18 protein-coding genes are annotated in these 24,778 nt (G+C 72.7%); 5 read left to right on the top strand and 13 right to left on the bottom strand.

What is annotated here, in order from left to right; genetic code table 11:
* Nucleotides 1-266: 266 nt before the first annotated feature.
* A complete protein-coding gene (locus OG310_RS17565) occupies nucleotides 267-1,244 on the top strand; it encodes an NAD(P)H-quinone oxidoreductase (protein WP_329456820.1) in 978 nt (325 codons plus the stop codon).
* 342 nt (nucleotides 1,245-1,586) lie between these two features.
* Here the strand turns inward: OG310_RS17565 and OG310_RS17560 are convergent, their stop codons facing one another.
* The 6 genes from OG310_RS17560 to OG310_RS17535 all read right to left on the bottom strand — a co-directional run bounded on the left by OG310_RS17560 (nucleotide 1,587) and on the right by OG310_RS17535 (nucleotide 9,432).
* On the bottom strand, nucleotides 1,587-2,135 hold the full coding sequence (locus OG310_RS17560) for a bacterial proteasome activator family protein (RefSeq protein WP_329456819.1): 549 nt from the start codon (nucleotides 2,133-2,135) through the stop codon (nucleotides 1,587-1,589).
* Between the two features lie 34 nt (nucleotides 2,136-2,169).
* Nucleotides 2,170-5,025, bottom strand: coding sequence for an ABC transporter permease (locus OG310_RS17555; RefSeq protein WP_329456818.1), 2,856 nt, complete (start codon nucleotides 5,023-5,025; stop codon nucleotides 2,170-2,172).
* Nucleotides 5,022-5,753, bottom strand: a complete 732-nt coding sequence (locus OG310_RS17550) for an ABC transporter ATP-binding protein (protein WP_329460228.1) — start codon at nucleotides 5,751-5,753, stop codon at nucleotides 5,022-5,024. Before OG310_RS17550 ends, OG310_RS17555 begins: the two co-directional genes overlap by 4 nt.
* A gap of 98 nt (nucleotides 5,754-5,851) precedes the next feature.
* Nucleotides 5,852-6,535, bottom strand: a complete 684-nt coding sequence (locus tag OG310_RS17545; protein ID WP_329456817.1) for a PadR family transcriptional regulator — start codon at nucleotides 6,533-6,535, stop codon at nucleotides 5,852-5,854.
* A gap of 156 nt (nucleotides 6,536-6,691) precedes the next feature.
* Complete coding sequence (locus OG310_RS17540; RefSeq protein ID WP_329456816.1) at nucleotides 6,692-7,225, bottom strand: hypothetical protein; 534 nt, start codon at nucleotides 7,223-7,225, stop codon at nucleotides 6,692-6,694.
* A gap of 569 nt (nucleotides 7,226-7,794) precedes the next feature.
* The gene (locus OG310_RS17535) at nucleotides 7,795-9,432 is read right to left on the bottom strand and encodes a protein kinase domain-containing protein (protein WP_329456815.1); all 1,638 of its coding nucleotides are present in this window, start codon (nucleotides 9,430-9,432) and stop codon (nucleotides 7,795-7,797) included.
* A gap of 409 nt (nucleotides 9,433-9,841) precedes the next feature.
* Here OG310_RS17535 and OG310_RS17530 point away from each other — a divergent pair, with 409 nt between their 5' ends.
* Nucleotides 9,842-11,557, top strand: a complete 1,716-nt coding sequence (locus tag OG310_RS17530) for a protein kinase domain-containing protein (RefSeq protein WP_329456814.1) — start codon at nucleotides 9,842-9,844, stop codon at nucleotides 11,555-11,557.
* Between the two features lie 256 nt (nucleotides 11,558-11,813).
* Here OG310_RS17530 and OG310_RS17525 read toward each other — a convergent pair whose 3' ends face one another.
* From OG310_RS17525 to OG310_RS17515, 3 genes are all read right to left on the bottom strand, one after another.
* Entirely contained in the window at nucleotides 11,814-12,956 is a 1,143-nt protein-coding gene (locus tag OG310_RS17525) for a phosphotransferase (protein ID WP_329460227.1), read from the bottom strand.
* Nucleotides 12,957-13,187: 231 nt separating this feature from the next.
* Nucleotides 13,188-13,661, bottom strand: a complete 474-nt coding sequence (locus OG310_RS17520) for a pyridoxamine 5'-phosphate oxidase family protein (protein ID WP_329456813.1) — start codon at nucleotides 13,659-13,661, stop codon at nucleotides 13,188-13,190.
* Between the two features lie 286 nt (nucleotides 13,662-13,947).
* Nucleotides 13,948-14,607, bottom strand: coding sequence for a response regulator transcription factor (locus OG310_RS17515; protein WP_329456812.1), 660 nt, complete (start codon nucleotides 14,605-14,607; stop codon nucleotides 13,948-13,950).
* Nucleotides 14,608-14,949: 342 nt separating this feature from the next.
* Here OG310_RS17515 and pdhA point away from each other — a divergent pair, with 342 nt between their 5' ends.
* Genes pdhA through OG310_RS17500 form a run of 3 tightly spaced genes read left to right on the top strand, consistent with a single transcriptional unit; the run spans nucleotide 14,950 to nucleotide 18,829 of the window.
* On the top strand, nucleotides 14,950-16,353 hold the full coding sequence (gene pdhA / locus OG310_RS17510; protein ID WP_329456811.1) for a pyruvate dehydrogenase (acetyl-transferring) E1 component subunit alpha: 1,404 nt from the start codon (nucleotides 14,950-14,952) through the stop codon (nucleotides 16,351-16,353).
* A 1-nt stretch (nucleotide 16,354) separates the two neighbouring features.
* A complete protein-coding gene (locus OG310_RS17505; protein WP_329456810.1) occupies nucleotides 16,355-17,335 on the top strand; it encodes an alpha-ketoacid dehydrogenase subunit beta in 981 nt (326 codons plus the stop codon).
* Between the two features lie 12 nt (nucleotides 17,336-17,347).
* Nucleotides 17,348-18,829 (top strand): dihydrolipoamide acetyltransferase family protein, encoded by a 1,482-nt coding sequence (locus OG310_RS17500; RefSeq protein WP_329456809.1) that lies wholly within the window; start codon nucleotides 17,348-17,350, stop codon nucleotides 18,827-18,829.
* Nucleotides 18,830-19,279: 450 nt separating this feature from the next.
* Here the strand turns inward: OG310_RS17500 and OG310_RS17495 are convergent, their stop codons facing one another.
* The 4 genes from OG310_RS17495 to efeB form a co-directional block, all read right to left on the bottom strand.
* Nucleotides 19,280-20,158, bottom strand: coding sequence for an HAD family hydrolase (locus OG310_RS17495; protein ID WP_329456808.1), 879 nt, complete (start codon nucleotides 20,156-20,158; stop codon nucleotides 19,280-19,282).
* Nucleotides 20,155-21,432, bottom strand: a complete 1,278-nt coding sequence (serS, locus tag OG310_RS17490) for a serine--tRNA ligase (protein ID WP_329456807.1) — start codon at nucleotides 21,430-21,432, stop codon at nucleotides 20,155-20,157. The genes OG310_RS17495 and serS overlap by 4 nt, the downstream gene beginning before the upstream one ends.
* A gap of 896 nt (nucleotides 21,433-22,328) precedes the next feature.
* Nucleotides 22,329-23,264, bottom strand: coding sequence for a prephenate dehydratase (gene pheA, locus OG310_RS17485; RefSeq protein ID WP_329456806.1), 936 nt, complete (start codon nucleotides 23,262-23,264; stop codon nucleotides 22,329-22,331).
* Nucleotides 23,265-23,344: 80 nt separating this feature from the next.
* Nucleotides 23,345-24,778, bottom strand: coding sequence for an iron uptake transporter deferrochelatase/peroxidase subunit (gene efeB / locus OG310_RS17480; protein ID WP_329456805.1), 1,434 nt, complete (start codon nucleotides 24,776-24,778; stop codon nucleotides 23,345-23,347).

Genomic DNA, 24,778 nt, shown 5'->3' with positions numbered 1-24,778 from the left:
GGCGGCCGTAGCGGTACCTGGGCGGGAAAGCCGAGTTCCCTGAATGGAAACCCTCCGAGGTCCCGGGGCGGGAGCCGTACGAGGTCCCTGGGCGGGAACCGTACGGTCCATCGCGCTCCCGCAGCCGTAAAGATCCCCCAGGGGTGGCCGTCTCATGGGCCACCGGGGGGACGGGCGCCCCGGGCCGGCATCCCGCGGTGGACGCGCGGCCGAACCGCGGTGCCGGAACGGATGCGGCAGCCGGGGCGGGGGGTAGCCTCACGGCCATGCATGCGATCACGATTCCGGAACCCGGTGGACCCGAAGCACTGGTGTGGTCCCAGGTGCCCGATCCCGTGCCCGGTGAGGGCGAGGTGGTCGTCGATGTCGTGGCGAGCGCCGTCAACCGTGCCGATGTGCTCCAGCGGCAGGGCCACTACGACCCGCCGCCCGGCGCTCCGCCGTACCCGGGCCTGGAGTGCGCGGGGCGGATCTCGGCCGTGGGGCCCGGTGTCGCCGGGTGGGCCGTGGGCGACAAGGTGTGCGCGCTGCTCAGCGGCGGCGGGTACGCGGAGAAGGTGGCGGTCCCGGCAGGACAGCTGCTGCCCGTGCCCGACGGGGTGGAACTGGCGGACGCGGCCGGGCTGCCCGAGGTGGTCTGCACGGTCTGGTCCAACGTCTTCATGGTCGCCCACCTCAGGCCCGGTGAGACGCTGCTCGTACACGGCGGCGCCAGCGGCGTCGGCACGGCCGCCATCCAGCTGGCGAAGTCGGCCGGCGCGCGGGTCGCGGTGACGGCGGGCGGCGCGGACAAGCTCACGCGCTGCCAGGAGCTGGGCGCCGAGATCCTGATCAACTACCGCGAGCAGGACTTCGTGGAGGAGATCAAGGCGGCGACGGACGGCCGGGGCGCGGACGTCATCCTCGACATCATGGGTGCGAAGTACCTCGCGAGGAACCTGGACGCGCTCGCCGTCAACGGTCGGATCGCCGTGATCGGGATGCAGGGCGGGATGAAGGGCGAGCTCAACCTGGGCGCCCTGATGGCCAAGCGGGGCGCGATCACCGCGACATCGCTGCGGTCCCGCCCGGCGAAGGAGAAGGCCGCGATCGTCGCCGCCGTACGCGAGCACGTGTGGCCGCTCGTCGCGTCGGGAGATCTGCGGCCGGTGATCGACCAGCGCGTGGCGATGGCGGACGCGGCCGAGGCGCACCGGGCGCTCGACGCCGGCAGCCACGTCGGCAAGATACTGCTGATCGTCTGAGGCCCCTGAGGCCCCTGAGGCGCTGCGATCCCGGCTTCCTGCAGGTCCGAGGCCTCTGAAGCCGGCTGATCCGAGGCCGCAGGACGCGGATGCGGCCCTGGAACGGCCCCGGCCGGTCCCCCGCGATGTCGTGGGGAACCGGCCGGGGCCGTTTCCGTTGCGTGGCGGACGAGAGCCGTCCGCCCGGCTGCGCGGCGGGCCGAAGCCGTCGCGCGGTGAGTGTCCGCGGGGCGGTACAGGCGGCGGGGTCCATGGCGGGCCCGCCCGCGGCGCCCCGGTACACGCCGTACCCGGCCACGGCCCCCGAAAACGGGGCCGTGCACCGTGCCCGGCACGTACCGGTTACAGGTAGGGACCCGAGCGGATCGCGCCGTGTCCCTGCTGCGCTTCGGCCTCGTCCTCCGGCACCGCGCCGGGCGGCAGCGCCCTGCGCATCTGCTCCAGCTGGGCCCTGGCCGCCATTTGCTGGGCGAACAGGGCTGTCTGGATGCCGTGGAAGAGGCCTTCCAGCCAGCCGACGAGCTGGGCCTGCGCGATGCGCAGTTCCGCCTCGGACGGCACTGCCTCCTCGGTGAAGGGCAGCGAGAGCCGCTCCAGCTCGTCCACGAGCTCGGGTGCGAGTCCGTCCTCCAGTTCCTTGACGGAGCTGGCGTGGATCTCCTTGAGCCGCACCCGGCTCGCCTCGTCCAGAGGAGCCGCGCGTACCTCTTCGAGCAGCTGCTTGATCATGCTGCCGATACGCATGACCTTCGCGGGCTGTTCGACCATCTCCGTTACCGGGCTCTCGCGCGGTGCGTCCCCCGCGTCACCGCCACCGAGAGCCATTCCGTCCTGCCCCACCACGAGAATGTGGGGGCTCTCCTGCGACCGTTCGTTGCTCGGCATCTCCATGAGTCCAGTGTCTCGCACACACGTGGGGACCGGGTCAGGCAGCCGCCCTTCTCGACAGGGAGCGCTGGGACCTGGTAACCGCGGCGGCCAGCAGCGAGGCCCCGAGCGGTACGGCGATCAGCAGCGCGACCAGCGTTGCCCACGGCACGACGATGGGCACGTGCGGCAGGGCGTCGGTGACCGCACCCTGGGCGAGGTTGTGCCGGTACTGGGTGAGCTCGCTGCGGCGCTCGCTGAGCCGCAGGCCGATCGACGGCAGCACACCGGCGAGCGATCCGAGGATCACACCCATCGCGGCCACCACCCCGCACTGGAATCCGCTGAGGGTCCTGCGTACCCGGTCGGGCGCGCCGACCGCGGCCAGCGTCTTGAGGTCGGCCTCCGCGTCGGTCTGCGCGAGACCGGTGGCGATCCCGGCGGCGCCCATGGTGATCAGACCGGCGAACAGGCCGAGGGCCAGCAGCACGATGTCGTTCTTGCTGGTGTAGCCCTTCTCGATGTGCAGGTCGATGAACCCGCCGAGGTTGGCTATGGCCGCGTTGGCCTTCTGTTCCTGGGCGCTCGTGGGCAGGGTGCCGGTCGAGTAGTACGCCCCGTACGGCGCGGTGGGCAGGTGCGCGGCCCTCGCGGCCGCCGGGGACATCAGCAGCTGCACGTCATAGGCCTTGGGTGCGCCCGCCACCTCCTGGGCGGGCAGCGTGACGAGGGTGCTCTGCGGCATCGTGTGCTTGCCGAGGGCTTCCTGCTCCTTCGCGGTGTCGGCGTAAACGCGCAGGCTGACCGTGGTGTGTCCGCCGGCCGTGCTCACGTTCCGTTTGTCGAACGAGACGACCTTGCCCGCGGCGAGCGCCCGCTCGGCGGCCGGGTCGTGGATTCCCAGGACCTTGAAGAGGCCGGCGTCACCGACCAGCACGCCGCTGGAGACATCGCTGCCGTCGCCCTTGCAGCGCGGGTCCTTGGCCATCGTGCGCCGCTCGGCCACGGACGGGAGCCGACCCCTCTCGTCGACCGTGTCGCCGTACGTCCACATCGGGCACTGGTTGGCCTTGGGCACCTCGATGTCGGCCCGCCCGCAGCCCGGGTCGCTGCTGTACATGTCGCAGGATTTCTTGCCGATCTGGATGCGGGCCACGTTCGCGCGCACCTGGACGGGGAGGGACGTGACCACGGCCGTGCGCGCGGCGGTCACGTCCCGGCCGCCGTCGCTCCCCGTCAGGACCGACACGGCGCCGTAGGGGAGGCGCGGCTCGTACGCGGCCCTGGCCTGGGCATCGCTGCTCGCGCTGTACGTGGAGACCGCGACCGTGCCCGCGACGGCGGCGAGAACCGCGGCCACGGCCGGGGCCGTACGGCCCCGGTTGCGTACGGAGTCGCGCAGCGCGAGGCGCGGCGACAGGGGCAGCCAGCGGCCGATCCGGCCGAACAGCCCGACCAGTGCGGGGGTCAGCGCCACGAAGCCCAGTTCTGCGATGGCACTGCCGCCGACGACGATGACCGACTGGTCGGAGACAGCCGATCCGTACAGGGCGATCACGGCGCCGATGACCACGGCGATCAGGCCGAGCACCGGCAGGACGCGGCTGCTCCTGCGGACACCGCGGCGGCCGGTCAGGGAGGCGAGGACCGTCTGCCGCGACGCGGTGATCGCAGGCATGATCGCGGCCAGTACGCCGGTGAGTACGGCCAGCCCGGCGATGCCGAGCAGCTCGGCCGGGCGGGCCGTGAAGCCGCCGAACCGCTTGCCGATGGCGTCCTCCAGCACCGGGCGCAGCGCGAAGGTCAGGGCGAGGCCGACCACGGTGCCCACGACGGCCGAGGCCACGCCGATGACCACGCCGCCGCCGAGCACGATGGCCCGGATGTGGCGCCGGTCGCCGCCGTTGGCGCCGACCAGGCCGAGCTGGCGGCGGGAGCGCCGGGCACCGACCGCGAAGGCGGGCCCGGCCAGCAGGCAGACCTCCAGCATCGCGAGGCCGACGATGGTCGCGAGGATCGAGCCGACGACGGTCGTGTCACTGCGGGAGGACATCGGGCTGTTCTTCTTGAAGTACGGCACGTCCCCGTGGGCCGGCGGGTGCAGCGTCACCGCGCGGGACAGCGCCGTGACGCCGTGCGCGTTGGCCGTCCGCATCATGTTCCACGTGAAACCGGCACCGCCGGGCACGCCGACCAGATGGGAGGTGTCCGCGCTGAACGGCGGCAGCCCCTTGGCGTCCAGGGCCTTCGTGAGCGGCGCGAGCAGGGCGCCGGGCAGCGCGTTGACCTGGTCCTCGGCCAGTGCGTTCGGCAGCTCGTAGGAGCCGACGATGCGGTACTTCGTGGCCAGGTCGCGCGCGGTCAGCTCGGAACCCACCTTCAGGCCGCTGACCTTGAGGAAGTGCGTGGTCGCCGCGACCTCGTCGGACGAGGTCGGCAGATGGCCGGTGACCGGGCGCAGGATGCCCTTGGCCATCGGGTCCTTCGAGGCCAGTTCGCGCACCTCGGTGTCCAGGATGCCGTGCGTGGTGCGCAGGCTGACCTGGGCGATGGAGTCCGAGAGGGTCCTGGCCCCCGGGGGCAGCGCCTTGGCGAGGACGGCGGGGCCCTCCGGCCAGGCGGCGTCGCCGTAGTCCTTGACCGTCGTGTACGAGGCGGGGTCCCCCGGGTCCTGCATCAGCGGGACCCCGCCGAGGTCGGGGTCCTTGATCTGCGCGTCGGCCGCGCCGATCTGACGGGACAGCGACTGAGCGGGAGTCAGCTGCGCGCTGCGCAGCGTCAGGTCCGCGGCGCTGACGCCGAGGATGGGCAGGGCGATCATCGCGAGGACGAGGAAGCTGCGTCCCTTATAGCGCCAGGCGTCGCGGCGGGCGATGCGCAGCGCCACGCGCCAGGAGCGGTACCAGGTCGTCACCGGTCGGCCGCCTGGTCGCTCAGCAGGGACTCGGCCCCGGTGCGGACGGTCTGGTCCACGACGGTGCCGTCCCGCAGGAAGACCACGCGGTCCGCCCAGGCGGCGAACCGCGGCTCGTGGGTGACCAGGATGCCCGCGGCTCCGGCGTCGCACCGGGTGCGCAGCAGCGCCAGCACGGACTCGCCGGTCTCGGAGTCGAGGGCGCCGGTCGGTTCGTCGGCGAGCACCAGGCGGCGGTCACCGACGAGCGCGCGGGCTATGGCCACACGCTGCTGCTGGCCGCCGGACATCTCGTCGGGGAAGCGCTCGGCGAGGTCGCCGAGCCGCATCTCCTCCAGCGCCGCCTTGGCCTCCACACGTGCCTTCCGGGCGGAGACACCGTCCAGTTCGCGGGGGAGGGAGATGTTCTCGACGGCCGTCAGCGCGGGCACCAGGTTGTAGTCCTGGAAGACGTAGCCGATGCTGCGGCGGCGCATCGCGGCGAGCTGCTTGCGGGTGATCGCGGTGATGTCGGTCCCCTCCACGATCACCTGCCCCGACGTGGGCACGTCCAGGCCGCCGGCCAGGCTGAGCAGGGTCGACTTTCCGGACCCGGACGGGCCCATCACGGCGACCAGTTCGCCCGGGAACACGTCGAGGTGCACACCGCGCAGGGCGTTGACCTCGGTGGCGCCGGTGCCGTGCACACGGGTCAGGTTCACCAGACGCAGGACGGGGTCGGCGCTCAGCCGCGCGCCGGAGTGCGGCGGCTGTGCCGGCAGGCCGGGCTGGGGGGTTGCGTTGGACAAGAGAGGTCTCCTTGGAGCGGGCAGGTTCCGGGGGTGCGTCAGGACGCGGAGGTGCCCCGGGGTGAGGCCGGGGCGGAAGGGGACGGCGGGGTCGCTGAGCCGGTCCCCGGTCCCCCGTGCGCGGACGTGGGGGACGACGGGGCGTCGAGCGGCGAGGCGGCCCGCCCGTCCTGCGCCGGTGCCTTCGGCAGCAGCGAGAGCCGGACGAGGCGGGCCTCGCAGTGGTCGAGCCAGCGGGCCTCGGCCTCGGTCTGGAAGATGAGCTGTTCGAGCACGAGCAGCCAGGCGACCTCGTCGCGGGCGCGGGGCGGCGGTTCGAGCGCCTGGGCCTTGAGCCGCGTGTAGTCCTGCATCGCCTGCAGGGTGTGGTGGCGTTGCGCCTGGATGACCTCCCTGATGTCCACGCCCGGGGTGCCCACGGCCATGGCGAGCTTGATCGCGAGTTCGTCGCGGGGCGGGTTGTTGCGGTCGACGGGTGTACGGAACCAGGACGCGAGTTCGTCCCGGCCCAGGTCCGTGATGGTGTAGACGGTGTGCCCGGCGTCGTCCGCGCCCTCGTGGACGACCATGCCGTCGCGTTCGAGGCGGCTGAGGGTCGTGTAGACCTGCCCGACGTTGAGCGGCCAGGTGGCACCGGTGCGGCTCTCGAAGTCCGAGCGCAGCTGGGAGCCGTAGCGAGGGCCCTCTTCGAGCAGGGCCAGAAGCCCGTGGCGAATCGACATACTCAGTATGTATACCCAGTATGTTGAGGCCCGCAAGCGACCTCAGATGGACCTCGGGTGTCATCCCTGAGTCGTACGGACGCCATAAAGGCGCAGGTCAGAGTAGGTCGGAGCAGGTGTTACGAGGGGCATGCGCGGCCCCCGAGGGGCCGGAGTTCATCGCCGGCGAAGGCGCAGGGCCAGGAAGGCGAAGCCGAGGCCGAGCAGCATGATCCCGGCGCCGAGGGTCGCCACGGAGGCCGGTGGCGACGAGGAGGAGGGCGTCGAGGCGATCTCCCGGGCCTGGGGCCGCCGCCCCGCGTCCTGGCTGGACGGCCCCGGCGACCGGGCCGCGACACCCTCCGACTCCGTCGTACTCGGGCGCGCTGACCCCGGGCGGGAGGGCCGGAGCGCGGGTGGCTCGTGCGCCAGGGACGTGTGCGCGGAGGGTTCGTGGCCGGAAGGGTCGCGCGCGGTCCGGTCCCCCGCCTCCGAGGGCTCCTCCGACGCGCCGGGTGGGTCGGTCTCCGGCGGCCTGCCAGGCCGGTCCCGCCCTTCCCCCGCCTGCCGGCCCGCGAGCCCCGCGCTGGCATGCGGGGCCGGGTGCGTATCGACGTGGGCCCCGCCGGGCCCGTCCGCCCATGCGGCGGGCGCGGCGAGCAGCAGGGACGCGACGGCAAGAGCGCAGGAGGTGCGCAGCCTCGGAATCACCGCCCCAGCGTCACATGCATGGACATGACCGGCATCCGGAACATGAGCAGGGAAACGCGACACGGCGTGGGCTGGTGCCGGGCCCAGGAGTAAGACGGCGGCGGAGGGAGGGCGCTCCGGCCCCACGGTGACCAGGCGCGGGACGGCCCCGGCGCCCAATGGCCCGGTTCAGGCGCGGCGGCCCGGGCCGCCGAAAACTCCGCAAGGCGGGAGGACCATACGGCGTACGGCCGGGCGGTCGGCGGCCCCGGCGCCCGGCGAGGGACCGTACGCGGAAAGCCTGGGAGACGGAGGGTTCGGGCCCGAGAGCTTGCGACGCGGCAGTCCCACAAGCCCCGGAGTCCCGGAGCCCCGTAAGCACCACAGGACTCGCAGCCGCCGCCCCCCGACCAGGCACGGCCCGGACAGGACTCGCAGCCGCCGCCCCCCGACCAGGCACGGCCCGGACAGGACCCGCAGCCGCCGCCCCCGGCCAGGCCAGGCACGGCCCGGACCAGGCCCCGATCATGCTCGGACCAGCCCCGATCAGGCCCGGACCAGCCCCGATCGGGCCCGATCGGGCCCGGAACCTACTCCGTACGGCCCGTCGAGATCTTCAGGTCGAACACCTGGTTCTTCGGGTCGACCGGGTCGCCCGGTGCCGGGTACTGCTCCAGCACCTGGCCGTCCGCGTACGCGCCGTTGGCGATGTCCTGTTCCTTGACCGTCCAGCCGACCTTGTTCATGCAGGCCTTGACCGACCGGATGTCCTTGTAGCGGAAGTCCGGGGCGTCGACCTTCTTCGCGTCGTCGTAGTCCTGGTAGGCGTCGGTGCAGGCGTCCGAGTTCATGGTCCGGTCGGGCTCGGGTGCCCGGTAGCTCGCGGCGGAGGGGCTGCCGCTCTTCTTGCCGGTCGCCTTGTCGTCGGTGCTGTGGCCGCTCCCGGGCAGGACGGCGAAGACGATCCCGCCGATCGCGGCGAGCGCGACCACCGCGCCGATGACGAGGGGGGTCTTGCGCCGCCCGCTCCCGGGGCCGCCCGCCCCGTTGCCCGTGGGCCCCGGGGAGATCGTGTACGGGGGCGGGGTGGGCGGCAGGCCGCCCTGCTGCGCCGGGTGGGCCTGCGGGTATCCGTAACCCTGCTGCGGCATGGGGACGGGCCCCGGGGCGGGTGCCGGTGCCCCGTAGGGGCCCGGCTGGTACGGCGTCTGGACGCCGTACGGTCCCGGTCCCGTCGCGGGCGGCGCCGCCTGCGCCTGGTTCACGGGCGGGAACACCGCGGATCCCACGCCCGAGCCGCTGTTCTGCTGCGGCGCGCCCTGCACGATCACCGGGGCCGCGGCCTGCCCGGCGGACGGCAGTACCCGCAGGCACTCCTCGCGCATCGTGGCCGCGCTCGGAAAGCGCTCGTTCGGGTTCTTCCGCAGGGCCCGCGCGACCAGCGCGTCGGCGCCCCGGGTGACCGACCGGTTGATGTCGGAGGGCTTGGGCGGCTCCTCCTGCACGTGCGCGTACGCGATGGCGAGGGGCGAGTCGGCGTCGAACGGCAGCCGTCCGGTGAGCAACTGGAACAGCATGATGCCGACCGAGTACAGGTCGGAGCGGGCGTCGACGCCCCGGCCGAGGGCCTGCTCGGGGGAGAGGTACTGGGGGGTGCCGACGACCATGCCGGTCTGCGTCATCGACGTGACGCCCGACTGCATGGCACGGGCGATGCCGAAGTCCATCACCTTGACCACGCCGCGGCGGTTGATCATCACGTTTCCGGGCTTGATGTCCCGGTGGACGAGGCCCATCTCGTGACTGGTCTCCAGCGCCGCCAGTACGTCGGCCGTGATCTTCAGGGCCTTCTCGGCCGGCATCGCCCCGTACTGCGTGATGTCCGACTGGAGCGCGGAGCCGAGCGGCTCCCCCTCCACGTACTCCATGACGATGTACGGCATGAGCGCGCCGGCGAGTTCGTCCTCGCCGGTGTCGAAGACGGAGACGATGTTGGGGTGCGAGAGCTTGGCCACGGCCTGTGCCTCGCGCCGGAAACGTTCACGGAAGGACTGCTCGCGGCCCAGTTCGGAGTGGAGCGTCTTGATCGCGACCTGGCGGTCGAGCGCCGCGTCGTAGGCGAGGTACACGGACGCCATGCCGCCCTGCCCGAGCAGGTTCCGGAGCTGATACCGGCCACCCGCGAGGGAGGCACCCACTTCCCCGCCCTGCGCGCCGTCCTGACTCATGGCTGTGCTTCCCCCTAGGGCGCGGGACCGCCCTGGACCCCGCGGTGTGCAGAATGAGTCCTGCGACAACGCGGGCGCGGCGGCCGTAGCGCGGAACCGTGGTCGCGGAAACCGGCCATCCGATCCCCGTTTTACGCGCCAAGTCTGCCGGAGGGCGCAGACACGTCAAGCAGGGATCCCACTTCCGTGACCGTACGCACAGCAACCGTCTCGTAAGCGTTACCTGACGCGCAAGGAATTTGCGTCCCGCATGCGGCAACGGGTTTGATGGCCGGTCCGTCCAGGATCGGCGCGTCATATGAACCCTGTAGCGTGACGGGCACAGCCCCTTGGAACATTCCATTAGACCGCGAAGCGCCCGGCGGACGACCCGTGGCGGCCCGCGGACAGAAGACGACGGCGAGGACTGATGGCACCCGAACCCGAAGCAGGCGGCGGCGGAACGCCGGATGCTGGGGACTCCTGGGGCATCGGCGGGCTGGTCGGCGACGGCCGGTACCGCATGAGCCACCGCCTGGGCCGCGGCGGTATGGCGGAGGTGTTCGCCGCCGAGGACGTACGGCTCGGCCGCACCGTGGCCGTCAAGCTGCTGCGCTCCGATCTGGCCGAGGACCCTGTCGCGAAGGCGCGGTTCACGCGCGAGGCGCAGTCGGTGGCCGGGCTCAACCACCACGCGGTGGTCGCGGTCTACGACTCCGGTGAGGACACCGTGGGCGGCCGGACCGTCCCCTACATCGTGATGGAGCTGGTCGAGGGCCGCACCATCCGCGACCTGCTGCTCAACGCGGACGCCCCGCCGCCGGAGCAGGCGCTGATCATCGTCTCCGGCGTGCTGGAGGCGCTGGCGTACTCGCACCAGCACGGCATCGTCCACCGCGACATCAAGCCGGCGAACGTGATCATCACGGACGCGGGCGCGGTCAAGGTCATGGACTTCGGCATCGCCCGCGCCCTGCACGGCGCGCAGTCGACGATGACGCAGACCGGCATGGTCATGGGCACGCCCCAGTACCTCTCGCCCGAGCAGGCGCTCGGCAAGGCGGTCGACCACCGCAGCGACCTGTACGCGACGGGCTGCCTGCTGTACGAACTGCTGGCGCAGCGCCCGCCGTTCGTCGGCGAGACCCCGCTGTCCGTGGTCTACCAGCACGTCCAGGACATTCCGGTGCCGCCGTCGGAGATCTCCGCGGGCAGCCCGCCGGAGCTGGACGGCCTGGTGATGCGGTCGCTGGCGAAGGAGCCCGACGACCGGTTCCAGAGCGCGGAGGAGATGCGCGGGCTCGTCCAGTACGGGCTCCAGATGCTCCAGCAGCAGGGCGGCTACACCGGTACGTGGAACACCGGCGCCGTCGGCACGCACGGCCAGGCCGCCACTTCGGCGCTCGGCGGCGTCGCGGCGACCAGCGCGATGGGCCAGGGCACCGGGTACGGCGCCGGTGGGTACGGGGCGTACGGGGAGACGGCGCAGCGCCCGCTGCTGCCGCCCACGAATCCCAACGACGGCGGCTACAACGGCTACGACGAGAGCGGTGCGGGCGGCTCGGGCGGTCGCGGGCGCGGCAAGATGCTGCTGTTCGTCGCCCTGGCGCTGGTCGCGATCGTCGGCGGCGTGGCCTTCGCGGTGAACACCATGACCAAGAACAACACGTCGCCGGACGACAACAGCCCGGCGCCGTCCGTCTCGCGTTCCCACACGACGGACCCCCCGACGCCGAGCGACGACCAGTCCCAGTCCGACCAGCAGTCGGACGATTCGTCGAGCGGCGGGGACGGGGGCACCTCCAACTACCCGCCCTCCGACAACCAGTCGTACCCGTCGCACTCGCAGGACACGAAGCCCTCGGACGAGCCCTCCAAGCCGGCGGACTCCGGCACCACGGGCGGCGGAGCCGCGGTCGGCGGAGCAACGGGTCCCTCGGACAAGCCGTCCCCGACGACCGGTGGTGGTGACGGCTCGACGGACGACGGCGGCACGACCACGACCGACGGCGGCGCGACCGACGGCGGTACGGGCGACACCACCGCGGGGAACGGCACCACGGGCACCGGGAGCACCGGCACCGACACCTCGGCCGGCGGCACCGCGGGCAACACCATCAACGGGGCGCTCTCCACCAGCCACTGACCGCCCCCCAGGGGGATCGCGGCCCCGCGCGGCGGGGGCGGCGGGCGAAGGACCACGGCGCGGGCGTCCACCCCTCGGGGCGGGCGCCCGCGCCACGTGTCTCCGGGAAGGCGGCCATCGCCACGTGTTTCCGGGGCCGGCGCGTTGTTTCCCGGCATCCGGGAGGGCGGGGGCCGGCGTGGACGCCCGGGTATACACGCTCAGGCGCACGCGCCCGGGCGCACGCCGTCGAGTGCCTGCCTCCGCGTGTCCGCCCTCAGGCGGTGAAGGCCTCGCGCACCGCCTCGTACTCCTTCGTCCACCACACCGCGAGGGCCGATACGGCGGCGAACTGCGGGTCGGCCCTGCTGTCGTGGCGCACGTAGCGCCAGCGCAGTATCCAGAAGTCGTTCAGGCGCTCCCACCACACCCGGTGCACGGCGGCGGCGAGTTCCCGCGCGTCCACGCCGGCCGCGCGCCGGTACGCCGTCGCGTACGCGCGTACCTTCCGCAGCTCCAGCTGGCCCGTCGGCCGTACGAAGAAGATGGCGGCGGCCCGTACGGCCTCCTCGGCGCGCGGCTGGACCGCCAGCCGGTCCCAGTCGACGATCGCGGCCGGTTCCACGCCCCGGTAGAGCAGGTTCAGCGGGTGGAAGTCACCGTGCACCCAGCCGGGGGCGGGTTCCGCTCCGGGCGGCGGCCTGCGGTGGGCGTGGCGTTCCAGCAGCGCGCGCCGCTCCGTGAGGCGGTGGGCGGCCAGTTCGTCGAACGCGTCGCCCGGGCGGTGGCCGCGCGCCAGCGCGAGCAGCTGGGAGATCTCCTGGTAGGTCAGGGCGGGGTCCCTGCTCTCGTAGCGGGCGTATGGCGCGGTGCCGGACGCCGTGCCAGAGGCGGCCCCGGGCCGCCGGTCGCGGCCGGGCCCGGCGTCGGACGCGGGCAACGTACGGGATCCCGGTCCGCGAGCGGGATGGGCGCCCCTGTCCGCTGCCGCGTCGCCGGAGGCACCGGCGTCCCCTTCCGCGTCACCCGGAGCAGCGTCCATCACGTGGTCGAGGCAGGTGTGCACGAGCCCCAGCAGGGCGCCGAGGCGCGAGGAGGCCCGGACGGTGAGCTGGGCACCGTCGCGGTGCCTGCCGTCGATCCAGGGGTGCAGGGCGTAGCAGTGGCCGCCGATCACGGCGACCGTGCCGCCGTCCGTGCCCTCGACGGGCGGCGCGACGGGCAGGCCCAGTTCCTGTAGGCGCTGGGTGGCGCGGTGCTGGCGGACGATCGCGTCCCGGTCGCCGTCCAGGTGGTGCTTGAGGAAGTAGGAGCCGCGTGTGGTCACCAGCCGGTACCCGCGGTTGAGCAGACCCTGGGTGACGGGCTCGCAGGAGAGGGGCTCGCCCGCGCCGCGGTAGCGCCGTAACAGGGCCCCGATCGGCGGCGCCGGTTCGGGTTCGACGGGCCGGGCGGGCCGGACGGGTCCGGCGCGTCCCCTGGGTCCGGCGCGGCGGGCGGGTGGGACGGGGAGGGGTTCGGTGTCGGGTGGGGCGACCGGTTCGGCGAGCGGGGGGACGACGACGGGGTCACCGGTCCGCAGAACGATGACGGGGTCGCCGGTCCGGCCGGCGACGACGGGAGGGGCGAGGGCAGATGAGCGCGGCACCCGTCAGATGATAGTTGACGCTACGTGATGACCCTGTCGCTCTGTGCTCGGCCCGGAACCGGGGCCCAACCGGTGCACCGTCGTCAGCTCCGGCACGAGCCGCAGGTGGACCGCATCGAACCGCTCACCGTCCACCAGCGGGGGCGGCGGGCCGAAGAGGGCGCGTTCCTCGTCCGTGGGCCGGACGATCGTCGCGGTGCCGATGCACTGCACGGACCAGACGGAGCCGGACGCCGCGTCGACGTTCTGCTGCGTCAGGTTGTCGGCCCCGTACGCGACCACGGTGCCGCTGCACGCGCGGTGATAGCCGAGGCCCCGGTGCATGCGCAGCAGAAGGCCGTCCGGCAGGACGACATGGCGGGCAGGAGCGACGAAGGGCAGGGCCCGCAGGGTCGCCGCGAGCCTTCCGTACGGGACACGCGCCAGCAGCGCGGTCGCCTCGGAGGCTTCGGTCGCGTCAGGAACTTCGGTGGGCATATCACGACTGTGCGTCACCGGGCCGCCGTTCCGACAGGGCAGACCGCCCCGAGACGGGGGGTCCTAGGTCCCGTGCGGACCCCGGCCCGTCGGCCCGTCCGTGCGGTCCCCGTCGCCCCCGCTCCACCTCTCGGGCGGTGGCGCGCCCGCGCCCCGCTCGCGTACGCCACGTGGACCCAGGCCGACGCGCGTGCGGCGCGTCCCCAGGCCGACGCGCGTGCGGCGCGTCCCCAGGCCGACGCGCGTGCGGCGCGTCCCCAGGCCGACGCGCGTGCGGCGCGCACCGTCAGCGCTTCTCCGCCTGGAGGCGGGCCACGTAGGCCGCCGCCTGCGAGCGCCGCTCCATGCCGAGCTTGGACAGCAGGCCCGACACATAGTTCTTGATCGTTTTCTCGGCGAGGTGCAGGCGCTCACCGATCACCCGGTTCGTCAGGCCCTCGCCGATCAGGTCGAGGATCTTGCGCTCCTGGTCGGTGAGGTTCGCGAGCTTGTCGTTCGTCCGCGGGTTGTCGCCGCCCCGCAGCCGCTCCAGCACCCGCGCCGTCGCCACCGGGTCGAGCAGGGACCGGCCCGCGGCCACGTCCCGTACGGCCGTCAGCAGCTCGCTGCCGCGGATGGCCTTCAGGACGTAACCCGAGGCACCGGCCATGATCGCGTCGAACAGCGCCTCGTCGTCGGCGAAGGACGTGAGCATCAGGCACTTGATGTCCTCGTCGCGGGAGCGGATCTCCCGGCACACCTCGACGCCGCTGCCGTCCGGCAGGCGGACGTCCAGTACCGCCACGTCGGGGCGGGTGGCCGGAATCCGTACGAGCGCGTCGGCGACCGTCCCGGCCTCGCCCACGACCTCGATGTCATCCTCCACGGACAGCAGCTCGTAGACACCCCGTCGGACGACCTCATGGTCATCCAGGAGGAATACGGTAATTTTGTCCTTTTCTTCCACAATCGCAGTGTCACACATTCACCCCTTCCCTGCCGCCGAAGGCCCGGGATAACGTGCCGTTGTCCCGGCGGCCTGCGAGGCTGTTCACGACGCCCTGACCAGCCACTGTCCCCCCGTTCCGCCGATTTACTTGGAAATCCAAGGAAAGTCGCAGGTCAAGCGGGGTTTCACAGTCACGCTGCACTCTGGGTAACGTGCCTTTTCACGGGTGCTCGCCGGGGCACCTGTCACGCCTGGTGCCTTCGCGCTCCCGCACACACCCCGTGCGGCCGGAGGAACCGGGCGGAACCGCACTGGTACCCGGCGGATCCCGGGTGGCCGGAAAGACGGAGGGACACGTACGTGACCGTGGAGAGCACCACCGCGCGGAAACCGCGAAGCGGCGAGGCGGCGCAGGACGCCGGAGCGGGCAGGAAGACGACCCGCGCCGCGGCGGCCACGCCGGCCGGGACCGCGAAGACGGCGAAGACCGCCAGGTCGGCGAAGACCGCGAAGAGCGCCGGAACGTCCAGGGCCAACGGGACGCCGGGGACGGCCGCGGGCGGCAGGACACCGGCGGGCAGCCGCAGCCGGGGCACCAGCGGCACCGCGGGGACCGACGCGCACGGCGCCGCGGAGACCGCCGAGCGCGACGACGAGCTCGTGCAGCTGCTCACCCCCGAGGGTGAGCGCGTGGCCCGTCCGGACTACGACGAGTACGTCGCCGACCTGACGCCCGAATCGTTCCGGGACCTGTACCGCGACATGGTGCTGACCCGCCGCTTCGACGGCGAGGCCACCCAGCTCCAGCGGCAGGGCGAGCTCGGCCTGTGGGCCTCCCTGCTCGGCCAGGAGGCCGCGCAGATCGGCTCGGGCCGCGCCCTGAACGACGACGACTACGTCTTCCCCACGTACCGCGAGCACGGTGTCGCCTGGTGCCGGGGCGTCGACCCGGTGAACCTGCTCGGCATGTTCCGCGGCGTGAACAACGGCGGCTGGGACCCGAACAGTAACAACTTCCACCTGTACACGATCGTCATCGGCTCGCAGACCCTGCACGCCACCGGCTACGCCATGGGCGTCGCCAAGGACGGCGCGGGCTCCGCCGTGATCGCGTACTTCGGCGACGGCGCGTCCAGCCAGGGCGACGTCGCCGAGGCGTTCACCTTCTCGGCCGTCTACAACGCGCCGGTCGTCTTCTTCTGCCAGAACAACCAGTGGGCCATCTCCGAGCCCACCGAGCGCCAGACCCGGGTGCCGCTCTACCAGCGCGCCCGCGGCTACGGCTTCCCCGGCGTGCGGGTCGACGGCAACGACGTGCTGGCCTGCCTGGCCGTCACCCGGGCCGCGCTCGAACACAGCCGGGGCGGCGCGGGCCCGATGCTGGTCGAGGCGTTCACGTACCGCATGGGCGCGCACACCACGTCCGACGACCCGTCGAAGTACCGCTCCGACGAGGAGCGCGAGGCGTGGACCGCCAAGGACCCCATCCTCCGGCTGCGCAGGTACCTGGAGCGGGAGGGGTACGCGGACGACGCCTTCTTCGCCCAGTTGGAGGAGGAGAGCGAGGCCCTCGGCCGGCGGGTGCGTGAGGCCGTGCGGTCCATGCCCGACCCGGATGTGATGGCCATCTTCGACAACGCCTACGCGGACGGCAGTTCGCTGGTGGACGAGGAGCGCAGGGCGTTCGCCGCGTACCAGGCGTCCTTCGACGAAGGACCTGACGGGTCCGCCGCCGCGGGCGCCGGCGCCGAGGGAGGCAAGTGACATGAGCAGCCAGAAGATCCCCCTCGCGAAGGCGATCAACGAGTCCCTGCGCAAGGCCCTGGAGACCGACCCCAAGGTCCTCATCATGGGTGAGGACGTCGGAAAGCTCGGCGGCGTCTTCCGCGTCACCGACGGCCTCCAGAAGGACTTCGGCGAGGACCGGGTCATCGACACCCCGCTGGCCGAGTCCGGCATCGTCGGCACGGCGATCGGTCTCGCGCTGCGCGGCTACCGGCCGGTCGTGGAGATCCAGTTCGACGGCTTCGTCTTCCCCGCGTACGACCAGATCGTCACGCAGCTCGCGAAGATGCACGCCCGCTCGCTCGGCAAGGTCAAGATGCCGATCGTCATCCGCATCCCGTACGGCGGCGGCATCGGCGCGGTGGAGCACCACAGCGAGTCCCCCGAGGCGCTGTTCGCGCACGTCGCGGGGTTGAAGGTCGTCTCGCCCTCGAACGCGTCGGACGCGTACTGGATGATGCAGCAGGCCATCCAGACCGACGACCCGGTCATCTTCTTCGAGCCGAAGCGGCGCTACTGGGACAAGAGCGAGGTCGACGCCGAGGCGATCCCCGGCCCGCTGCACGGCGCGAAGGTCGTGCGCGAGGGTGAGCACCTGACGCTCGCCGCGTACGGGCCGATGGTGAAGGTGTGCCTGGAGGCCGCCGCGGCGGCCGCCGAGGAGGGCAAGTCGCTGGAGGTCGTGGACCTGCGGTCGATGTCCCCGATCGACTTCGACACGCTGCAGGCGTCCGTGGAGCGCACCCGCCGGCTCGTGGTCGTCCACGAGGCCCCGGTCTTCTACGGCTCGGGCGCGGAGATCGCCGCCCGGATCACGGAGCGCTGCTTCTACCACCTGGAAGCACCCGTGCTGCGGGTCGGCGGCTTCCACACCCCGTACCCGCCGGCCCGGCTGGAAGACGAGTACCTGCCGGGCCTCGACCGCGTGCTCGACTCCGTCGACCGCTCGCTGGCGTACTGAGGAGTGCCGCAGATGACGACTGAAACGTCCGCCGCCGCGGACTTCCGCGAGTTCAAGATGCCCGACGTGGGCGAGGGTCTCACCGAGGCGGAGATCCTCAAGTGGTACGTGACGCCCGGGGAGACGGTCACCGACGGCCAGGTGGTGTGCGAGGTGGAGACGGCGAAGGCCGCCGTCGAGCTGCCCATCCCCTACGACGGTGTCGTGCACGAACTGCGGTTCGAGGAGGGCACGACGGTCGACGTCGGTGCCGCGATCATCACGGTCCAGGTGGCCGGCGCGATCGCCCCGCAGGAGGCTCCCGCGCGCTCCGGCGGGGACGAGAGTGCACCCGAGGGGGCCGCGAACGGCACCGAACCCGCCGCGCCGGCCCGTACCCCCGTCCTGGTCGGCTACGGCGTCGCCGAGTCGTCCACGAAGCGCCGTCCGCGGCGCGGCGCGGGTGGCGTACCGGGGCAGCCCGTGCCGGCGCCGCCGGTCGCGGCCGAGCCGGTGTCGGCGGCCGAGCCGGAACCGGTGCCCGAGCCGGTGAGCGGGGAGCGGCCGCTGGCCAAGCCGCCCGTGCGCAAGCTGGCGAAGGACCTCGGCGTGGATCTCGCGTCGGTCCTGCCGAGCGGTCCCGGCGGGATCATCACCCGCGAGGACGTCCACGCGGCCGCCGCCCCCGCGCCGGGGCAGCAGGCACCGGCCTCCCCTGGGGTGACGGCTCCGCAGCCGGAGCCGGCGGCCCCGACCGGCACGCCGGCCGGTCAGGCAGCGGCACCGACGGCCGAGCCGGCCGTCGCGGCGGGCGCCCGCGAGACCCGCACCCCGATCAAGGGCGTACGCAAGGCCACGGCCGCGGCCATGGTCGGCAGCGCCTTCACCGCGCCGCACGTCACCGAGTTCGTCACGGTGGACGTGACGCGCACGGTGAAGCTGGTCGAGGAGCTGAAGGCCGACCGGGACATGGCGGGCCTGCGGGTCAACCCGCTGCTCCTCATCGCGCGGGCGCTGATCGTCGCGATCCGGCGCAACCCCGGGATCAACGCCTCGTGGGACGAGGCCAACCAGGAGATCGTGCGCAAGCACTACGTGAACCTGGGCATCGCCGCGGCCACCCCGCGCGGGCTGATCGTGCCGAACATCAAGGACGCGCAGGACAAGACGCTGCCGCAGTTGGCCGAGTCCCTCGCCGACCTGGTGGCGACCGCCCGCGAGGGCCGTACGTCACCGGGCGCCATGCAGGGAGGGACCGTCACCATCACCAACGTCGGTGTCTTCGGCATCGACTCCGGCACGCCCATCCTGAACCCCGGTGAGGCCGCGATCCTCGCGGTCGGTGCGATCAAGCCCCAGCCGTGGGTGCACAAGGGCAAGGTGAAGCCGCGTCAGGTCACCACGCTGGCGCTCTCCTTCGACCACCGCCTCGTCGACGGCGAGCTGGGCTCGAAGGTGCTGGCGGACGTCGCCGCGATCCTGGAGCAGCCGAGGCGCCTGATCACCTGGGCGTGACGCGAGGACGGCGCCGGTTCCCACCTGGGGTGGGGACCGGCGCTTTCGTCGTCCGGAGCGGAGGCGGGGGCGGCCGGGTGCGGGGACCGGCGCCTTCGCCGTGTCGGCGGGAGAGCGGGACAGGACGTCGCATGCCGGTGCCTTACGCGGATATTCGGTGGCATGACGGACGGCCGCTCGGCACACTTGTTCGAGCAGGGCGCATCGAGAAGTCCGCGAGGACCGACAAGTCCGCGAGGACCGGGAGAGGCGCGTCGCGGGGACCCGGAGTCCGAGCCGCGGCGTGCCGTGCGGGACGGCGCTGTGCCGGCACCGCGGCGGGCCCACACGTCCGCCGCGACGTGCCGCCGGCGCACCGTCCGGGGGCGGCCGCTTCGAGCGCGCGTCGCGCGGGCCGCCCCTCCCCTGTGCCGGTCGCCACCCGGCCGGGGGCCCGGACGCCGTCCGGGCTCAGGCGCCGGTGGCCGGCCCGTCGGCGAGCAGCTTCTCCAGGACGATCGCGACACCGTCCTCGGCGTTCGTCGCGGTGACCTCGTCCGCCACGGCCAGCAGGTCCGGGTGCGCGTTGGCCATGGCGACACCCCACGCGGCCCACGTGAACATGGGCAGGTCGTTGGGCATGTCGCCGAACGCGATCGTCTCCTGCGCCGTGACGCCGAGCCGCCGTGCCGCGAGCGAGAGCCCCCGCGCCTTCGTGAGGCCGACCGGTATCAGCTCCACCGCGCCCGGGCCCGCCATCAGCACGTCCGTCAGTCCCCCGACGATGTCGCGGGCGGCGAGCGCCAGTTGGTCGTCGTCGAGCGTGGGGTGCTGGAGGTAGACCTTGTTGATCGGCGCCGCCCAGAGGTCCGCCGCGTCCCGGACCATCCTGGCCCGGTCCCGGTCGGCCTTGCGTCCGCCGATCACGTACCGCTCGTCGGTCAGCACCAGCCCCTCGACACCGTCCTGGCTGACGGCGAGCGCCGGCCGGCCGAGTTCCGCCTCGATCTTCTCGATCGCGAGCCGCGCGACCTGGCGATCCAGCGTCAGGGACGTGAGCAGCCTGTGCTCGCCCGCGTGGTAGACCTGCGAGCCCTGGCCGCACACGGCGATGCCCTCGTACCCCAGGTCCGCCAGCACGTCGCGCGCCCACGGCACGGACCTGCCGGTGACGACGATGTGCGCGGCGCCGGCCGCCGTCACGGCGGCGAGTGCCGCGCGCGAACGGCCGGACACCGAGCCGTCCTCGCGCAGCAGCGTGCCGTCGAGGTCGGTCGCGACCAGCCGGTACGGGAACACCGCGCCACCGCCGGCGGATTCGGCTTCGCCGCGCACCTCGCCGGTGCTCACTTGGCGACCGCCTCCAGCAGCTCACGGCCGCCGAGGTAGGGCCGCAGGACCTCGGGCACCCAGACCGAGCCGTCGGCCTGCTGGTGGTTCTCCAGGATCGCCACGATCGTGCGGGGCACCGCGCAGAGCGTGCCGTTGAGCGTGGACAGCGGCTTGACCTGCTTGCCGTCGCGCATCCTGACGGACAGCCGGCGCGCCTGGAAGCTGTCGCAGTTCGACGCGGACGTCAGCTCGCGGTACTTGCCCTGCGTCGGGATCCACGCCTCGCAGTCGTACTTGCGGGACGCCGAGGCGCCCAGGTCGCCCGACGCCACGTCGATCACCTGGAAGGGCAGGCCGAGGCCGAGGAGCCACTCCTTCTCCCACTCCAGCAGCCGCAGGTGCTCCGCCTGGGCGTCCTCGGGCGCCACGTACGAGAACATCTCGACCTTCTCGAACTGGTGGACGCGGAAGATGCCGCGGGTGTCCTTGCCGTACGTGCCGGCCTCCCGGCGGAAGCACGAGGAGTAGCCCGCGTACCGCAGCGGCAGCTTGTCCGCGTCGAGGATCTCGTCCATGTGGTACGCGGCGAGCGGCACCTCGGACGTCCCGACGAGATAGGCGTCGTCCTGCTCCAGGTGGTACACGTCGGCGGCGGCCTGGCCGAGGAAGCCGGTGCCCTCCATGGCCGCGGGGCGCACCAGCGCGGGGGTGATCATCGGGGTGAACCCGGCGGCGGTGGCCTGGGAGATGGCCGCGTTGATGAGGGCGAGCTCCAGCAGCGCGCCGACGCCCGTCAGGTAGTAGAAGCGGGAGCCCGACACCTTCGCGCCGCGCTCCATGTCGATGGCGCCGAGCGCCTCGCCCAGCTCCAGGTGGTCCTTCGGCTCGAAGCCCTCCGCGCCGAAGTCGCGGATCGTGCCGTAGGTCTCCAGGACGGTGAAGTCCTCCTCACCGCCCACCGGCACGTCCTCGTGGACGATGTTGCCGAGCTGGAGGAGGAGGCTCCGGGCCTGCTCGTCCGCCTCGTGCTGCGCGGTGTCGGCGGCCCTCACCTCGGACTTCAGCTGCTCGGCCTTCTTGAGCAGCTCCGCCTTCTCCTCGGGGCCTGCCTTGGGGATCAGCTTGCCGAGGGACTTCTGCTCGGAGCGCAGCTCGTCGAAGCGGACGCCGGACGACCTGCGGCGCTCGTCGGCGGAGAGCAGTGCGTCGACGAGGCCGACGTCCTCTCCACGGGCGCGCTGGGAGGCACGGACACGGTCGGGGTCCTCACGGAGCAGGCGAAGGTCAATCACCTTGCCAAGGCTACCGGTGCCCGCACTCGCGCCTCACCCCCATACCCGCGGGATATACGCGGGGCTTGATAGCGTGTCTGTTCTTCACCCTCTGTCAGTAATTAGTCGTAATTGGATTGAATGTCGGAAATGGTCGATCGAGTGGCAGAGGGTGCGCTGTTGTTTGTCAAGATGGTGCCCGGAATTCCCCGTGGGGAGGTATGCGCGCATTCTCGCCTTGACTCACCTCCCTTGCGCGAGGCGGGACTTGGCGGCCCTTGTCCACAGTGAGGGGTGATTGCAGCGCTAGTTATCCACAGGCTTCGGGCTATCGCTGTGGATAGCGAGCTTGATCATTTTCTGTGGTGAGCATCCGCCGGACAAATCCGCTTTCAAACCCGCAATCACCACTCCTTCGAGTGGGAATTACCCCTCCCCTCGTGGCGATCACCCGGAGTGAGGGCTTGGCACATCCCCACACCCTGTGGACAGCGAAAGGGTGACTCGGGAGATTTGTCGACGAATCGGACCCGTCTTGTCGACTTGTCCTCAGGTCGAGAGTGACACCTGTGGATAACTAGGCGGGTTATCCACAGAAACGACGTCGCTGTGCACAAAGGAGCCGGGGGTCTCCCCGGCGAGCGCCCGGGACCCCGTCCCCGCCCCACCCACGCAGGGCTACGGGCCGAAGCCGGGCCGGGCCGCGGTGGGCCGGGCCGGGCCGCGGGCAGCGGGCGCGCGTCGCGCGTCATCGGGGAAGGCCCTGATGACGCGCCACGACGGGCCGAGCGGTCGGGAGTGCGAACCTCCACGGACCGGGCCCGGAACCCCGAACCCCGAACCCCCACGACCCGAACCCCCACAGCCCGAACCTGCGGGAGCGCGACAAGCGACGGGCCGCTCTCGGCCGCGACGACTCAGGAGCGTCCGTCCTGACTCCGGGCGAGCCACTCCGCCGCCTCGATGAACGCGGCGTCCGATGTGCCGGCCCGCGGCGGCGGTACGTCCGAGGGCGCCACGCCCGCACGCGGGTACGAGCCGAGGAAACGCACCTTCGGGCAGATCCGCTTCAGGCCCATCAGCGCCTCCGCGACGCGGCGCTCCGCGATGTGGCCCTCCGCGTCGACGGTGAAGCAGTACTGCCCCATGCCCGCGCCGGTCGGCCGGGACTGGATCTGGATCAGGTTGACGCCGCGTACGGCGAACTCCTGGAGCAGGTCGAGCAGCGCGCCGGGATGGTCCTCGCCCAGCCAGATCACCAGGGACGTCTTGTCGGCGCCGGTCGGCGCGGCGGGCCGGCCGGGCCGTCCGACGAGGACGAACCGGGTGACCGCGTTCGCCGCGTCGTGGATCTCCGTGAACAGCGGTTCGAGACCGTACGTCGCCGCCGCGAACACGCCCGCGAAGGCGCCGTCGTACTTGCCCTCGCGCACCAGCCGGGCGCCGTCCGCGTTCGACGCGGCCGACTCCCAGGCGGCCTGGGGCAGATGGGCGCGCAGCCAGTCGCGCACCTGGGGCTGCGCCACCGGGTGGCCCGTCACCGTGCGCACCTCGGCGAGGTCCGTACCCGGCCGCACGAGCAGGGCGAACGTGATCGGCAGCAGCACCTCGCGGTAGATCGTCAGCGGTTCGCCGCCGGTGAGTTCGTCGATGGTCGCGGTGACGCCGCCCTCCACCGAGTTCTCGATCGCGGCGAACGCGCCGGCCGCTTCCCCGGCCCGCACGGCGTCGAAGGCGGCCGGTACGGACACCATCGGCGCGAGCTCCCTGGTGGCCGCTTCGGGGAGCATGCGCAGGGCGGCTTCGGTGAAGGTGCCCTCGGGCCCGAGGTACGTGTAACGCGTGGCCGACATGCGGCCCACCCTAGCGGGGTCCCGCAGGCGCCGTACCGCGTGCCGACGACCGGCGGACGGGCCCCGCGAGGACCCGCCGGTCACGACTCCAGCAGCCGCTGGCCCACGTACTCCCCCGGCGCCGCCCCGCCCGGCACGGCGAACAGTCCGCTCGCCTCGTGCCGGATGAAGGCCGACAGGGCGTCCCCCCGGTCGAGTTTGCGCTGCACCGGCACGAACCCCTTGAGCGGATCCGCCTGCCAGGCGACGAACAGCAGGCCCGCGTCCGGAGCGCCGTCCGCGTCGACGCCGTCGTTGTACGAGTACGCCCTGCGCAGCATGGCTGCCCCGCCGTTCGCCGCGGGCTGCGCGATGCGCGCGTGCGCGTCGGCGGGGATGACGAGCTGTCCGTCCTGGCCGGTCCTCGTCAGCGCCATCGCGGTGTCCTCGGTGCCGCCGGTCAGCGGCGCGCCGTCCGACTTGCGACGGCCGATGACCTTCTCCTGGTGGGAGAGCGGCAGCTTCTCCCAGTCGTCGAGCAGCATCCGGATACGGCGTACGACGGCGTACGAACCGTTCGCCATCCACGCCGGAGCGGCGAGCGGGCTCCCCGTGGCCGCCGGCTTCGACGGCACGAAGATCTGTTCGTCGAAGCGGGGCGCCGACTGCTTCGGGTTGCCGGTGCCGTCGATCTGGCCCATCAGGTTGCGCGGGGTCATCGGGTGCGGGGTGGCACCGGGGGAGCGGTTGAAGCCGCTCATCTGCCAGCGGAGCCGCGCCGCCGCTCCGGCGGCCTTCAGCAGGGCGCGCAGGGCGTGGAAGGCGACGAGGGCGTCGTCGGAGCCGATCTGCACCCACAGGTCGCCGTTGCTGCGGGCCGGGTCGAGGTGGTCGGAGGAGAAAGCCGGCAGCGGATCCAGCTGGACGGGGCGCTGCTTCGTCAGGCCCGTACGGTCGAAGAAGCCGTGCCCGAAGCCGAAGGTGACGGTGAGTGCGGCGGGACCCGCGTCGAGAGCGATGCCCGTGTCGTGGTCGGGCGCGGGGCGCCCCTCGGCCATCGGGGCCGCGCAGGCCGTCCACCGGCGCATCAGCGCGACGGCCTCCGCGCGGCCCGCGCCCGGTGCCAGGTCGAAGGCGGCGAGGTGGCCGGCGGCCTGGGGCGGCGTGGTGATCCCCGCCTGGTGGGCCCCGTGGAACGCGACGGCGTGGGAGCCGAGGCCGGTCAGCGGCGCGGGCCCCGCGGGCCGCGTCGCCGCGTACGCCCCGATGCCCCCGCCCGCGCCGACGACCAGCCCGCCGGCTCCGGCGGCTCCGGCCGCGCCGAGGAGGCGGCGCCGGCTGACGCCGCCGCTCGCGGCGCCCTCGCCGGTACCGCCGCCGTTCCCGGCGGAGTCGGAGTCGGAGCCGGAGCCGGAGCCGGCGGGAGCGGCGGAAGGGCCGCCGGCCGTGCGGCCGTCGGTGGGCGCCGGGCCCGCCGTGGTCCGCCGGGTCGCACGCGCGCCGTTCTTCGATGGGTGTTTCGAGGTCTCGGTCAC

This window comes from Streptomyces sp. NBC_01497, from assembly GCF_036250695.1.
In the GTDB taxonomy this organism is placed as follows: Bacteria; Actinomycetota; Actinomycetes; order Streptomycetales; family Streptomycetaceae; genus Streptomyces.
Note: the sequence above shows the minus strand (reverse complement) of the source record. Positions and strands in the feature narration are given on the sequence as shown.